The organism is uncultured Pontibacter sp., assembly GCF_947502515.1.
Taxonomy (GTDB): domain Bacteria; phylum Bacteroidota; class Bacteroidia; order Cytophagales; family Hymenobacteraceae; genus Pontibacter.
On sequence record NZ_CANNAI010000002.1, the window covers coordinates 888,533 to 902,784 of the forward strand.

At 49.8% G+C, this 14,252-nt stretch carries 14 protein-coding genes; 10 read left to right on the top strand and 4 right to left on the bottom strand.

Annotated features, from left to right (window positions below; genetic code table 11):
• Positions 1-6: 6 nt before the first annotated feature.
• Entirely contained in the window at positions 7-648 is a 642-nt protein-coding gene (locus tag Q1A54_RS08550; protein ID WP_196117619.1) for a DUF3347 domain-containing protein, read from the top strand.
• 184 nt (positions 649-832) lie between these two features.
• Here the strand turns inward: Q1A54_RS08550 and Q1A54_RS08555 are convergent, their stop codons facing one another.
• The 3 genes from Q1A54_RS08555 to Q1A54_RS08565 form a co-directional block, all read right to left on the bottom strand.
• Positions 833-1,147, bottom strand: coding sequence for a DUF6122 family protein (locus Q1A54_RS08555; protein WP_299986733.1), 315 nt, complete (start codon positions 1,145-1,147; stop codon positions 833-835).
• Positions 1,148-1,255: 108 nt separating this feature from the next.
• Positions 1,256-1,525 (bottom strand): hypothetical protein, encoded by a 270-nt coding sequence (locus Q1A54_RS08560; RefSeq protein WP_196117617.1) that lies wholly within the window; start codon positions 1,523-1,525, stop codon positions 1,256-1,258.
• A gap of 209 nt (positions 1,526-1,734) precedes the next feature.
• The gene (locus tag Q1A54_RS08565) at positions 1,735-2,166 is read right to left on the bottom strand and encodes an STAS/SEC14 domain-containing protein (protein ID WP_299986735.1); all 432 of its coding nucleotides are present in this window, start codon (positions 2,164-2,166) and stop codon (positions 1,735-1,737) included.
• Positions 2,167-2,460: 294 nt separating this feature from the next.
• On the opposite strand from Q1A54_RS08565, the gene Q1A54_RS08570 reads away from it, so the two are divergent.
• The 3 genes from Q1A54_RS08570 to Q1A54_RS08580 all read left to right on the top strand — a co-directional run bounded on the left by Q1A54_RS08570 (position 2,461) and on the right by Q1A54_RS08580 (position 6,378).
• Complete coding sequence (locus tag Q1A54_RS08570; RefSeq protein WP_299986737.1) at positions 2,461-2,721, top strand: hypothetical protein; 261 nt, start codon at positions 2,461-2,463, stop codon at positions 2,719-2,721.
• Positions 2,722-3,057: 336 nt separating this feature from the next.
• A complete protein-coding gene (locus tag Q1A54_RS08575; RefSeq protein WP_299986739.1) occupies positions 3,058-5,493 on the top strand; it encodes an outer membrane beta-barrel family protein in 2,436 nt (811 codons plus the stop codon).
• Between the two features lie 135 nt (positions 5,494-5,628).
• Positions 5,629-6,378 carry a metallophosphoesterase gene (locus tag Q1A54_RS08580; protein ID WP_299986741.1) on the top strand — a complete coding sequence of 250 codons (750 nt, stop codon included), beginning with the start codon at positions 5,629-5,631 and terminating at the stop codon, positions 6,376-6,378.
• A 185-nt stretch (positions 6,379-6,563) separates the two neighbouring features.
• Here Q1A54_RS08580 and gap read toward each other — a convergent pair whose 3' ends face one another.
• A complete protein-coding gene (gap, locus tag Q1A54_RS08585) occupies positions 6,564-7,556 on the bottom strand; it encodes a type I glyceraldehyde-3-phosphate dehydrogenase (RefSeq protein ID WP_299986743.1) in 993 nt (330 codons plus the stop codon).
• Between the two features lie 392 nt (positions 7,557-7,948).
• Here gap and Q1A54_RS08590 point away from each other — a divergent pair, with 392 nt between their 5' ends.
• The 6 genes from Q1A54_RS08590 (at position 7,949) to mscL (ending at position 14,237) form a co-directional block, all read left to right on the top strand.
• Positions 7,949-9,550: a peptide chain release factor 3 gene (locus Q1A54_RS08590; protein WP_196117603.1), complete on the top strand. Its 1,602-nt coding sequence runs from the start codon at positions 7,949-7,951 to the stop codon at positions 9,548-9,550.
• 156 nt (positions 9,551-9,706) lie between these two features.
• Positions 9,707-10,252 (top strand): class I SAM-dependent methyltransferase, encoded by a 546-nt coding sequence (locus Q1A54_RS08595; RefSeq protein WP_299986745.1) that lies wholly within the window; start codon positions 9,707-9,709, stop codon positions 10,250-10,252.
• Positions 10,253-10,337: 85 nt separating this feature from the next.
• Complete coding sequence (locus tag Q1A54_RS08600) at positions 10,338-11,918, top strand: SulP family inorganic anion transporter (protein ID WP_299986747.1); 1,581 nt, start codon at positions 10,338-10,340, stop codon at positions 11,916-11,918.
• Positions 11,919-12,086: 168 nt separating this feature from the next.
• A complete protein-coding gene (locus Q1A54_RS08605; RefSeq protein ID WP_299986749.1) occupies positions 12,087-13,328 on the top strand; it encodes a glycosyltransferase family 61 protein in 1,242 nt (413 codons plus the stop codon).
• Between the two features lie 44 nt (positions 13,329-13,372).
• On the top strand, positions 13,373-13,561 hold the full coding sequence (locus Q1A54_RS08610) for a hypothetical protein (RefSeq protein ID WP_299986751.1): 189 nt from the start codon (positions 13,373-13,375) through the stop codon (positions 13,559-13,561).
• 241 nt (positions 13,562-13,802) lie between these two features.
• Positions 13,803-14,237 (top strand): large conductance mechanosensitive channel protein MscL, encoded by a 435-nt coding sequence (gene mscL / locus Q1A54_RS08615; protein WP_230392125.1) that lies wholly within the window; start codon positions 13,803-13,805, stop codon positions 14,235-14,237.
• Positions 14,238-14,252 lie beyond the last annotated feature (15 nt).

Genomic DNA, 14,252 nt, shown 5'->3' on the forward strand with positions numbered 1-14,252 from the left:
ACCATTATGAAAAAGACAACATTCTTCGCAGCGCTGGTAGCTATGTTTGCCTTCGCTTCCTGTTCATCGGACAACAACCAGCAGCAGGCTGATGCTACTGAAGAGCATGACCACGAGCACCATGATGGCATGGCGCACGGCGATAATATGCCTGCCACAGGTACTGTGGTAGTAGAAACACCTACTTTTGATTCAGTAGCCGAGCCTATGACACGTAATCTGTCACAGATGCTGGACGAGTACATCGTGCTGAAAGACGCCATGGTGGAGTCTGACCCGGAGGCGGCCAAAGAAGCTGCCAATGCCGTGCTGACCTCAGCGAACGCCATGCCGGTTGCCACACTGCAGGTACCTGAGCAGAAAGAATTTGCTGAAGAGCAGATTGAAAAAGTACGCAATGCCGCCGCTGCCATTGCCGGCACCAACGACCTGGGCGAGCAGCGCAACCAGCTGGAAGACCTGTCAGAAGCTGTGTTCTCCCTGACCAAAGCCTTTGGCGCCACCGACCAGAAAGTATACTACCAGCATTGCCCGATGGTAAACAACAACCAGGGTGCCTACTGGGTGAGCACCAAACCAGAAATCCGCAACCCATACTTCGGCAGCAGCATGCTCAAGTGCGGCAGTAACGAGGAAGTGTTCAATTAATAAATGAATGCTGGGTTGTGTGAGTGGAGGATTGCGTGACTGAAAATCTGCAGGAAACACGCAGGTAGAATGCATTCTAAATTCCAGGAGCACTTACCATAATCCCATCTACTTCAAAAGGGCTGATCAGGAACTGATCAGCCCTTTTGCTTTTATAAATTTCTCCATCCATAAAATCACTCCATCACATATAACAATCAATCCAATCGAGGAAGATGTGGATGACAAGTCCGAGCCCGATCAGCCGGGTTTTGGGTATAAGGGCCAGGACTACATAAAGAGGTATAAGCCAGTATTGATGCAATAAATGGAAGCCCACGCTGCAGCGCCAGGGGTCGAGAATTGGTCTGACAAGCAGATGGTCAGCGTCAATGGCCAGACCTGCCAGCATGATCAGAGAAGCCCTGGTGAACTGCTCTCTGTAAAATAAAGCTGCAAATGCCAGCGGCACAGCCAGGTGCAGGAACATGTGAATGACAAAGGAAATGGATAAGGTCATACAGCACAGTACTACATGAGCACTGTATAGGTTACCTTTATCAAGGCGCATAAAAAAGCCCCTTGCCAGCGTCTAGCAAAGGGCCTTTTCTATAGCTATGGGAATTAACTATTTCAGAGTATCTAAAAGCATCCTGGATTTCACACGCAGCGCAAACCACTCGTAGGTGTTTTTGAGACGCTCAAAATGGAAGCCCTCCACGATACCGTTCAGACTTGCTTCCTGCAGGGCTGTCGCCAGTACGTTGTTCTCAATCTGGAAATTGTCGTAAACCAGTCCTTCCTTTATAAAAGAACACTCTACCTTCTTTTCACGGTCTTTCAGTACAAGGGTGTTGCTGTGCCGTAGTGCCTTTTGGATTCTCTCAAGCTCTTTCATAGTAATGTATGTGCAAAGGATTATAAGTTAATAGCAATTTCATTACATGAACTCTTCTTAAAAAGTTCATGAATATTTCATGATAATCCTCAATTTTTTCAATTTAATTCAGAAATTTTACCTGTAATCTCCCTTTTACCCACTAAATTCTTCCTCACACCCTGCGTTGTGGTGTATTTACCATTATTTCAGGTGATCAGCAGATTTAGCTAGGAAGCGTAACGGAAGAGGCCCTCACACGGATCGCCTGAGGCTGCCAGCCACTGTTGAGCTGTTTGCGGGTCGGTAAAGTGGCCTATCTGCACTTTGTTATTAGACATGCTCATCAAACCGTAGCTTACTTTCTCTACCACGACCTCCAGGAAAAGATCGTCAGGAAGAACAAGTGCCAGTTTGCGGAGTTTGGTGTGGGGTAAACTGTGACTTAGCAGTTCAATGGTCCAGTTCTGATCGCGTATAGTAGGACTTGTCATACGGCTGAAGTCCACCAGCCAGGTCAGGGCATTAGATTTATACAGCTGCTGACAGATGTTTACCAGCGCCTGCCGGTACTCGGCACTGTCTACGACCCGCAGCCAATGGCTCGAAATCAAGCTCTGCTCCGGATCATAATGCACTTGAAGGTATGGTGGTGATTTCATATCTATATAACAGTCTATTATTTACTGATATATTCATATAACGTGAAAATACTTAGGCTGTTGTTACTATTGTGTAAAAATGACAATTCTGTTATCTAACCCACTCTATTTTAATGTAAACGGAACCCATTGTGCCTGTTATGCCTTTCAATAGTAGCATCTACAATTCCATAATACATTGGTTATTAAAGTGATAAATGTCATTTTATCTCTGCACATCAACTGGTAGCTTTGAGCTTTAAACATGAGAATATGCAGTAAATAATAGATAATTATAATATAGAGGCGTTGAAAATGGACAATTTGAGAAGAGCCCTGGTCGAAGTTACGGGTACAGAAATACAGCAGAAAAGCGTGCGAAAGTGCTTTTTTAAAGTCTATAGTTACCTCCTCTACCAGGATACTGCCAGTCTCTTGGAAACGCTGGACTACCGAAAATCACTTGGCCAGGAGGAGCGTAAGCGGGAAAACTATTTCGTATTCCGCTATATGCTGCGCCTGATCAAAAGAAAGCACCCAAAACAATATGATCGCCTCTGTCCGTTAGCGAATTAGCGTAAAGTACAGTTACACATTCATTTGCCCGGCTAACATCACCTGGCTATCCGTAAGGGTAACCAGGTATTTTTTTGCTTTGTCAAAAAAATGTGGTGCACCAGAGCAACCCCTGCCCTCCAATAAGCCTCTATTAGCAAAATCATCAGGCGGACCAACCCCTCCCCTCCTTCATCGAAATTTCCCGGATTTGAATTTCGTTCGTCGGAATTTTTGAGCTGTTAACGGATAATTTCAGGTGATTCATATAATATATCAAACAGTACCTTGCATAACAAAGTACTATAGACTAGCTTTACATCATCCTATTACCATACACGCTAACAAAATACTACTATGAAAAAGTCATTACAATTTTTCTTCCTGCTTATCCTCACAGCATTGGCGCACAGTGCATTAGCTCAGAATGAAGGCTGGCTAACAGGTACCGTGCTGGACGAGAAAGGCGAAGGCCTGGGATTCGTGAACGTCGCCGTACTCTCTTCTTCTACTGATGCAGTCGTGACTGGTGCCATAGCAGAAATGGATGGCAGCTTCCGCATCAAAACACCTGCAAAGGGAAGCTATAAGCTGAAATTGAGCGGCCTGGGCTATCTGCCCCTGACCACCGAGGTGTTTGAAGTAACAGGGCCTGACTTTAGCCGTGACTTCGGCAAACTGCAGGTGAAGCCTGATGTGAAGACGCTGAAGGAAGTAACGATCCAGACCATGCGTCCTACCATTACCAACGACGCTGAGAAGATGGTAGTGAGCGTAGAGGGTACTGCGCTGGCACAGGGCAGCACAGCCTACGAGGTACTCGAGAAATCTCCCGGCGTATGGGTGGACCAGGATGGCAATATCACCCTGAACGGCAAGCCCGGCGTGCAGGTCATGATCAATGGCAAGCAGTCCTACCTGTCTGGCAAGCAACTACAGAACCTGTTGCAGGGCATGTCGGCGGAGAACCTGAAGGATGTGGAGATCATCACCAACCCTTCATCCCGCTACGATGCGGAAGGTGCCTCCGGCATCATCAACATCAACCTGAAGAAAAACGAGTCTTTTGGTATGAACGGCAACGTGTATGCCGGCTACCAGTACAACCGCCTGCACTCGTACAACACAGGCTTTGACCTAAGCCACAAAGCAGGCAAGTGGAACACCACAGCCGGACTGGACTTTGCCCGCCGTATGAACTACCGCGACATGGAGATGGAGCGCATCTTCAACGACCCGGCCGGCAGCAGCTTTTTTGACCAGGAAGGCTATGAAGAGCGCGAGCGCATCGCCCCTACCCTGCGCCTTGGCACCGACTACGATATCAACGACCGCCACAGTGTGGGTTTCATGAGCAACCTGTTCTACAATAGCAACGAGGGTATCTTTAACACAGAGTCTATCCTGCGCCGCCCAGTTGCCGCCAACAGCCGTCAGATATCTGCTACAAACGAGCATGCCAGCACCTACCGCAACGGTACTTTCAACCTGCACTACAATGGCAAACTCGATACCCTGGGCACTACGCTGTCAGCCGACATCGACTATGCCCGCATCACCGACGAGACAGACTTCGTGTTCAAGAACACACAGCGCACCCTGGACGGCAATGAGCTGGTAAGCCAGGAACACCTGACCAGCTACAACCCAACCGGCTACGATATCCTGTCAGGAAAAGTAGACTTCGGCAAAAAACTGGGTAAGGACGGTAAGTTGGAACTTGGTGTTAAAGCCAGCCATGTGGTATCAGACAATGAACTGCTGTTTTATGAAATAACTGACGGTCGCCAGGTGCTGGACACTCGCCGCACCAGCCACTTTGTCTATACTGAGAACATCTTTGCAGGCTATGCCAACTACTCCGGCAAGCTGAGCGAGAACTGGAAGATCATGGCAGGCCTTCGTGCTGAGCAGACTGTTTCTGAAGGCAACTCCATCACACTGAATGATATTACCAAGCGCGACTACCTCGACCTGTTCCCGAGCCTGTTCCTGCAGCAGAAAGTGAGTGACGACTATCAGGTGAGCTACAAGTACAGCCGCCGCATCAACCGTCCGTACTATGGCCAGCTTAACCCCTTCATTTTCTACCTCGATCCTTATACCTGGTCACAGGGCTACCCGAACCTGAAGCCGCAATACACCAACTCGTTTGAGGTGACCCAGACACTGAAGCAGCGCTACAACCTGATGCTCGGCTACTCGGTTACAACTGACTTTATCGGTGAGATTCCAACCTACAACAGCGAAGACAACACCACCGTGTTTGGGCAGCGTAATATTGAGAATTATAAGAACGTGTATGGTACGCTGGTAGCGCCGGTGCAGCTATCCGGCAAGTGGGAGATGAACAACACTGCTACACTGGCCTACCAGCGCTATACCAAAGACGTGAATGCACAAAACGTTGTGAATGACCAGGTGCTGTTCTTCCTGCAGTCCAATCAGAACATCCAGCTGCCGAAGAATCTGCGCATGGAGCTGAACGCCGGCTTCCAGGGTCCTGCGGTGTACGGTCTGTACGAGATCAAGAGCCAGTGGTGGCTGGATGCCGGTCTGAAGCGCACCTTCATGGACGATCGCCTGACACTGTCTGTTAACGCCACTGACATCTTCAGAACCCGTGAGCTACGCGTAAAAACCCTGCTCGACGGCAACCTGAATGCCATTGACCAATACCAGGGTGCCCAGAGCATACGCGTGAACTTGCGCTACAACTTTGCAAAGGGAAAGGCATTCGAAGCGAAGAAACGCAACATCAACCTGGATGAGATCAACCGCACTGGAAACTAGATAAATAGTATTAGTTAGCTTACTCAGCCCCTGCACATATAAGTGTGGGGGCTGTTTATTTTTCACCGGCTATACCACTGCCCTATCCTGATGCCGCCCTTGCACGTAGTTATACAATCAATCAAAAAAGGGAACATGCAAGAAGAGAACACAGAACATAAAAAACTAAGAATAGCAGCTGTGGGAGACATACATGTGCAGGAGCAGGACGCTGGTAAATGGACGGATTTTTTCAGGCAGGTATCGGAAGAAGCGGATGTGCTCCTGCTGTGCGGCGACCTGACTGACACCGGCCGCGAAAGCGAAGCCGAAGTACTAGCAGAGGAGCTGAAGGCCTGCTCTATACCTGTACTGGCCGTGTTGGGAAACCATGATTATGACCATGACCAGGTGAAGAAATTGCGAAAGGTATTTGCTCCGACTAACCTGAAACTGCTCGACGGCGACTTTACTGTGATTGAGCATGTGGGCTTTGCCGGTGTGAAAGGATTTGGTGGCGGATTTGACAGGTATATGCTTGGTATGTTTGGTGAGCAACTCAATAAAGACTTTGTGCAGGAGGCCGTAACGGAGGCCTTGAAGCTGGATGCCGCCCTGTCGCAGATCGACAGTGAACATGGCGATCTGAAAAAGATTGCGCTTCTGCACTACTCTCCTATTCAGGCAACCATCGAAGGCGAGCCTGAGGCCATACATCCATTCCTGGGCTGCTCCCGCCTCGAGGAGCCGCTTAACCGTCGAAACGTGCTTGCCGCCTTTCATGGCCATGCGCACGTGGGCACCCTGGAAGGTGAAACATCGACCGGCGTGAAGGTATTCAACGTGTCGAAGCCGGTGCTTCAGAAGTCGGATTATGAGAAACCTTTCTTTCTGTTTGAGGTATAGACCTGAAACTGTCTGGAAATAAAAAAGGAGGCTATTGGGCCTCCTTTTTGCTGGTAGCTATACCTTACCCACTTATCCGAAAGCAAGGGAAAAGGCGTATCTTCCACAGAAGTGCCTCCAAAAAGTGATCGGCATGCGCAAACAAGCCGGTGCAAGAAGCTGAGTGCTTCCTGTACCGGAAAAAATTAACCAATTTTAGAGATTAGGTCGGCAGACCTATTGGAGTAACCTACCTCGTTGTCGTACCAGCCGACCACTTTCACGAGCGTACCGTTTGCCGAGGTCATCTCACCGTCAAGGATGCAGGAATGTTTGTTGCCGACTATATCAATGGATACGATCGGGTCTTCCGTATACTCCAGGATTCCTCTCATTGAGCTTTCAGCCGCATTTTTCATGGCTGCGTTTACTTCCTCTTTGGTAGCGGGCTTTTGCAGCACACAGGTAAGATCGGTGAGAGAGCCGGCAGGTATAGGCACCCTGATGGCCACGCCATCCAGTTTGCCTTTGAGGTGCGGCATGACCAGACCAATCGCTTTGGCTGCCCCGGTGGTAGTAGGTATAATGGAATAGGCTGCGGCACGGGCTCTGCGCAGATCCTTGTGGGGAGCGTCCTGCAGGTTCTGGTCAGCCGTGTAAGCATGTACGGTAGTCATGTAGCCTTTCTCAATTCCAAAGGCATCGTCGAGTACTTTCGCCATGGGTGCCAGGCAGTTGGAGGTGCAGGATGCGTTCGAAATGATTCTTTCGTCGCCTGTCAGGATATTTTCATTTACGCCCAGTACCACTGTTGGTATGTTTCCCTTGGCTGGTGCCGAGATCACGACCTTTCTTGCACCGGCTTCCAGGTGCTGGGAGGCCCCCGCTTCGTCGACAAAGCGCCCGGTAGATTCGAGCACTACGTCTATACCTAATTTCTCCCAAGGCAGGTTTCTGGGCTCCCGTTCAGCTGTCACGCCGATTTCCTGTCCATCCACGATCAGACTTTTCTCAGTTGATTCTATGATACCATTAAAGCGGCCATGCACAGAATCATACTTCAGCAGGTGAGCCAGTGTTTTGGTATCGGTCAGGTCATTAATGGCCACCACCTCAACATTTTCCTTTCGGAGAAGGGCTCTGAAGGTGAGCCTGCCGATACGGCCGAAGCCATTGATTGCTACTTTTATCTTCGCCATAGTCTTGTAGGTTAATTTATGAGTGTGTATAAAATTTTTAATTGTCGGGTTGGCATATCCATATTATAGGTATACTCTAAAACCGCTGGGGTAGTCACCTACATGGGTGTAAGATTTTACAATACAAACTGCTTTTTACCCTTTGGCACTTAAAGACGTTTAGCTGACATGCAGCTTCTGGCAAACACCTCTGCTGCGATAGAATTTCTCAAGGGTTTGCGATTCAACGAAATAAGCACTACTTTTGCATCCTCAAATGTGCGCCTTACTTTTACATAGCGTCCCTACTCCCCCCTGATTTACATTTTGTCTGTCTTAGACAAAACAAGTATACTTATACCTTTTATTTCATAAATAGCTGATTCGCAAGGATCGGCCTTATTCTAAGCTTCATGGTTTCAGAAGAAATCCTGCGCAGACGTACGTTTGCCATTATCAGCCACCCCGATGCCGGTAAAACCACACTTACCGAAAAGTTGCTTTTGTTCGGCGGTGCCATCAATACGGCAGGCGCTGTCAAGAGCAACAAAATCACAAAATCCGCCACTTCTGACTTCTTGGAGATAGAGAAACAGCGTGGTATCTCCGTTGCCACTTCGGTGATGGGTTTCGACTATGCCGGTCACAAGATCAACATTCTCGACACGCCCGGTCACAAGGACTTCGCCGAGGACACTTACCGTACGCTCTCGGCCGTGGATAGTGTGATCCTGGTAGTGGACTGCGTGAAAGGTGTGGAGGAACAGACCCGCAACCTGATGCAGGTATGCCGCATGCGCAACACGCCTGTGATCGTCTTCATCAACAAGATGGACCGCGAGGGCCGCGACCCTTATGAACTGCTCGACGAGCTGGAGCGTGAGCTCAACATCCACGTGCGTCCGCTGAGCTGGCCCATCGGTATGGGCTCCACTTTCAAAGGCGTGTATAACCTGTTCGACAAGGACCTCCGACTTTTCACGGCCAACAAACAACAACTCACTAAGGATGTTATCGCGATCGAGGACATCAAAAGTTCGGAACTGGACGAGATCATTGGAAAGCAATCGGCTGACACGCTCCGGTCCGACACTGATTTCCTGAACGAGTTTTACGAAAACTTCGACCTGGACCTGTACAAGGAGGGATATCTGGCACCCGTGTTCTTCGGCAGCGCTATTTTTAACTTTGGCGTGGGCGAACTGCTCGATACCTTCGTTAAGATAGCTCCATCTCCACAAGCAGTGCAAGCCTCACAGCGGGAAGTGCGGCCAGAGGAGAATGCCTTCACAGGCTTCATCTTCAAGATACACGCCAACCTCGACCCGAACCACCGTGACCGTATTGCCTTTTGCAGAATCTGCTCCGGCAAATTTGAGCGTAACAAGCTCTACTACCATACCCGCCTCGACAAGCGCATCCGCTTCTCCAGCCCCACCAGCTTTATGGCCAACGAAAAGAGTCTACTCGAAGAAGCCTGGCCAGGCGACGTAGTGGGTTTGTATGACACGGGCTCTTTCAAAATTGGCGACACGCTCACGGAAGGCGAGCTGCTGCAATACAAAGGTATACCGAGCTTCTCCCCTGAGATCTTCAAGGAAGTAGTCAACAAGGACCCTTTCAAGACAAAGCAGCTGGAGAAAGGTATACGTCAGCTCACGGACGAGGGTGTAGCACAGCTGTTCATGCAACAGCCTGGTAGCCGCAAGATCGTCGGGACGGTAGGTGAACTGCAGTTCGACGTGATCAAGTTCCGCCTGAAGCAAGAGTACGGTGCCACTTGCGATCTGTACCCTCTCAACTATTATAAAGCCTGCTGGATCACTTCGGATGACAAAGAGGCACTGGCCCGATTTATCGCCATCAAAGGCAGTCACATTGCCTACGACAAGGACGATAACCCCGTGTTTTTTGCCGATACGTCGTGGGTGCTGCGCTCGGTGCAGGAGCATTATCCGAAACTGAACTTCCACTTTACTTCCGACTTCAAATTTGAGGCGGCAAGGCAGGGATAAAAGATCTGCGATATGCTCAGGAGCTCAGGAAATAGAAGCGAACCGATTTGTCCCTTGTGCGCCGACTGGCAAGAACCAGAAAAGTTACAGGGCCCAAAAGATCGCACGCTATACCTGTGCCCGCAATGCCAGCTTATATTTTCTGCCAGAAAAGATTTGCCTTCAGCAGAACTGGAAAAAGCCCATTACCTGCTACACGAGAATAAGATCGGCAACAAAGGCTATGTGGAGTTTTTAAACAAAGCCATCCTGCCAACCCTCCCCTATCTGCGTGCAGGTATGCGCGGGTTGGATTTTGGCTGCGGCCCCGGTCCCACGCTGTCGGTGCTGTTACGGAACAGAGGTTTTGTCATGGATGACTATGATCCGTTCTTTTTCCCGGAGCTGAAGACAGCGCAGGCCTACGATTTCATATTCGCGACGGAATGTTTTGAGCATTTTTTTGCGCCTGCTACCGAAGTGCAGCGAATCAGGCAACTGCTCAAACCGAATGGCACCCTGACCGTGATGACAGCGCATTGGCAGCAGCCCGGCGACCTGCCAGCCTGGTACTATGCCAGAGATCCGACGCATGTGGCCTTTTATCACCGCCATACCTTCGACTGGATAGCCAGGCACTATGGTTTTGAAATAGTTTATACAGACAATAACCGAGTGATCATATTAAGAAAACATCAACCTGAAAATAAAAGCAAGCTATGAAAGATTGAATTTTACGAAGCACAGCAACCATTAGCAGAATACCACCTCATACACCTTATCCTATTTCATTACAAAAAACACATTTATGAATCAACATTCATTACCCGATCAGAAACGAATCAACGACGGGTTTTTCTCTCATGTCAAAACTGACCTGCCTGCCGGTCTTGTCGTATTCCTGATTGCGCTTCCGCTTTGCCTTGGTATATCGCTTGCCTCCGGTGCGCCCCTTTTCTCGGGCATCATTGCCGGTATAGTGGGCGGTATTGTGGTGGGCTTTCTGAGTGGCTCCAAAGTAAACGTTAGTGGACCGGCTGCTTCTGTGGCGCTGGTGGTGCTGATGGCCATTCAGTCGCTGGGCTCGTTTCAGGCGGTGCTGGCGGCCACAATAATAGCGGGTGTGCTGCAGATCATCCTGGGCTTCCTGCGGGCGGGCACCATTGCCTACTTCTTCCCAAGCTCCATGATCAAGGGTATCCTGGCTTCTATCGGCCTTATCCTCATCATTAACCAGATTCCGCACGCCTTCGGGTATGCAGGCAAGGAGCTCTTCGGCAGCATGGAAGATGGCCTCAGCGCCAACCTGTTTGCCGGCGTGCTGGACCAGATCAGCCTGGGTGCCACCATCATCACGGTGCTCTCGCTCATCATCATTTTTGCCTGGGACCAGCCTGCGCTCAAGCGCTATACCTTCTTTAAGTTTGTGCCCTCTGCCCTTATCGCAGTAGTGGTTAGCGTACTCGTAAACCAGCTTTTTGTGGCTTATTTTCCGCAGTTGGCTCTAAGCGGAAATCGACTCGTGGAGCTGCCGGCAGCGGATGGCATCGGTGAGTTTTTCTCATTCTTCACTTTCCCGGATTTCTCCCAACTCACGAATCCGGAGCTCTATACCGTGGCCCTGAGTATTGCCTTTATCGCATCGCTGGAGTCGCTGCTGAGCACCGAAGCGGGCGATAAGCTGGACCCATACAAGCGCAAGTCCTCCACCAACCGCGAACTCAAAGCACAGGGTATAGGCAACATGGTATCAGGCTTTATCGGTGGTTTGCCGGTGACGGCCGTGATCGTACGTACCTCAGCCAACGTGTCGTCAGGTGGGCGCACGCCGCTCTCCACGATCACACACGGTACCGTGATGCTGATCTGCGTGATGGTCATACCCCACATCCTCAACATGATTCCGCTGGCTTCGCTGTCGGCGGTGCTCTTTGTGGTGGGTTATAAGCTGACTTCAGTTGCCCTGTTCCGCCGTATGTGGAAAGCTGGCAAGCGCCAGTTCGTGCCATTCTTTGTGACCATCGTAGCCGTGATGCTGACCGACCTGATCACAGGTATCATGATCGGTGGTGCTGTGTCGGTATTCATGATCCTGCGCGACAACTACCGTACGCCGTTCTTCATTGACAAGAAAGCGCACTACGAAGGCGAACGTGTGGAACTGGTTCTTTCAGAGGAGGTTACTTTCCTGAACAAAGCGAGTGTCATGCTCACGCTGGACCACGTGGCGCCTAATTCCACGGTGGTGATCGATGCTTCCCGTTCTGTAAACATAGACGACGACGTGCTCGAGATCATCGAAGAATTTAAAGCCACGGCAGCTTATAAGAACATCAAAATAGAACAAATAGGCCTTGACAAGTTCTTTGCTCAGCGTAAACTAGCTTAAATTAGGACAATTTAGTAAGAACAATCCCATAAGTTAATCAGTATATAGAATCAGATTGATTTTAATTACTGATGATAGATTACGCCCGACTTAACTCGACTCCTACTCCTCCATAAATGGCAGCCTTTGTTGTCTCCTATAAACCAATGCTGCCTACCCTGGAATACCATGAAATTACTTTATAAAAAGATCATAAACCGGCTTAAAAAGATTACAGGACGCTTTGTGTCGCACAACATCCGCTACAGGCCGCAAAGTATATTCTGCCTGCATGCCGACGATGCACAAGCACAGCGCGAAGCAAGGCTATACCCTGTTTATCCGGCCCTGCGTACCACCCTGGATATCCCGGAGGCTCTTTATGAAGCCTGCTCAGCCTACTGGAAGCCGCAGCGGGAAGTCACCACCGACTATGAGGTGGTAGAAGCCCCCAATGGCCGCATCTACACCGACAACGACAGCACCGTAGCGATCATCAGCAAATACAACCGCCTGATCGAGAATGTGTCCCTGAGCATGAAAGAGGGGAAAGTGACGGAAAACGGGTATAACAATATTTTTGAACAGCGCTATTTTTCGACGCCTACCAGGTTTGAGGGCACTGTCTTTTCTTTGCTGACAGGCGGCGCGGGGCTTAACAACATCAGCCACTGGTTTGTGGATGTGCTGCCACGCCTGCACCTGCTCAAAGAGAGCGGACTGTACGACAAAGTGGACTGGTTCCTGGTGCCCAGCCTGCGCTATGGCTTCCAGCTCGAAACAATGCGACTGCTGGGTATACCGGACGCAAAACTGATTGCCGGTGACGAGCACCCGCACATCATGGCCGACTGCATCATCGCCTCCACTGCGCCCCGTGGCAATCACACGCTGGTACCGCACTGGCTCTGTAAATACATACAGGGCGCATTTGTACCCCTTGCCACCCAGGAAACCGAAGCAGACCAGCAGGACGTAAAACTATACATCAGCCGCAGCGACTCCAAACTGCGACAGGTCGAGAACGAAGCGGAGCTGGTGGAGGCCCTGAAACCCTACGGCTACCGCTCCGTGGTGCTGAGCCAATTGTCTGTGCTGGAGCGGATCAAGCTGTTCTCAAAGGCCAGCTCGGTGGTGTCGGCTACGGGAGCGGGTTTGGTCAGCATGATGTTCTGCAAACCGGGCACGCAGGTGATTGAGCTGTTTCACGAGGGTTTTGTAGTAGAACCCTTCTATGACATTGCCACCAAAATGGGCATGGACTACAGCTACATCATCTGCAAGAGCAACAGCCTGGTGAAAGACGCCGGACAAGGCCAGCACGAGAACCTGAAAGTAGAGCTTCCGGAGCTTGTGGAACTGATTCGGGCCGGGAAGAAAAATAAACGACAGGCGCAGCCAAACCAACAAACCAACCTGAAGTATAGCTGATAGAGGAATGGCGGCATGGTGCAACTGAACTTAAACTGAAAACAATGGAAGAAGATAAAAAGAAGTACCTCGAAGCTTTGCGTAAAAACAACGGAAAGCTTGACGAAAGAGCCCTGGGTGAGAGCCTTGGATTCAGCAAGGAGTACACAGACGAGCTCATTGAAGGGCTCATGTCTGAGGAGAAAATAGAATACAGCGCAGGTCAGAACTGTAGCTACAAAGTGAAGGAATAATTAGCCGATCGGGCAAACAGCCCTGATTTGCATGGTTTTTTTGTGCCGCAGGCACTATATTTTGTTGGAAGAGTGAGCAGCCCTGTGCTATACCTGTTCGAGGTATAGCACAGGGCTGCGTTGTTAAGGCAGGCTATCCGCTTTAATACCTAGGTATAGGTTGCTTGCTTTATACTTTCAAATGAATATATTTACATATCATAAAAATCAAAAATCTTCTCACCTTCAAAAATCAAAGCATATGGGTATGATGAAAGAGTTTAAAGAGTTTGCCATGCGCGGCAACGTGATGGACCTGGCCATTGGTATCATCATTGGCGCCGCTTTCAGTGGCTTGGTTAATTCCGTTGTCAACGACCTCATCATGCCGCTGGTCGGTAAGGCGATCGGTGATATGGACTTCTCCAACCTGTATGTACCACTCTCTGATGCCGTACCGCAGGGTCTGGCGCTGGAAGAGGCCCGTAAACTGGGCGCTGTTTTTGCCTGGGGTAATTTTATTACGGTATTGATCAACTTCCTGATCCTGGCCTTCATCATCTTTATGATCGTGAAAGGCATGAACCGCATGATGCGTAAAAAAGCCGCCGCTCCGGCAGTGCCGCCTGCTCCTACCAAAGAAGAAGTGCTGCTTACCGAAATGCGCGACGCCCTGCGCACCATCGCAGCCAAGTAAGCGCTACCCATACCT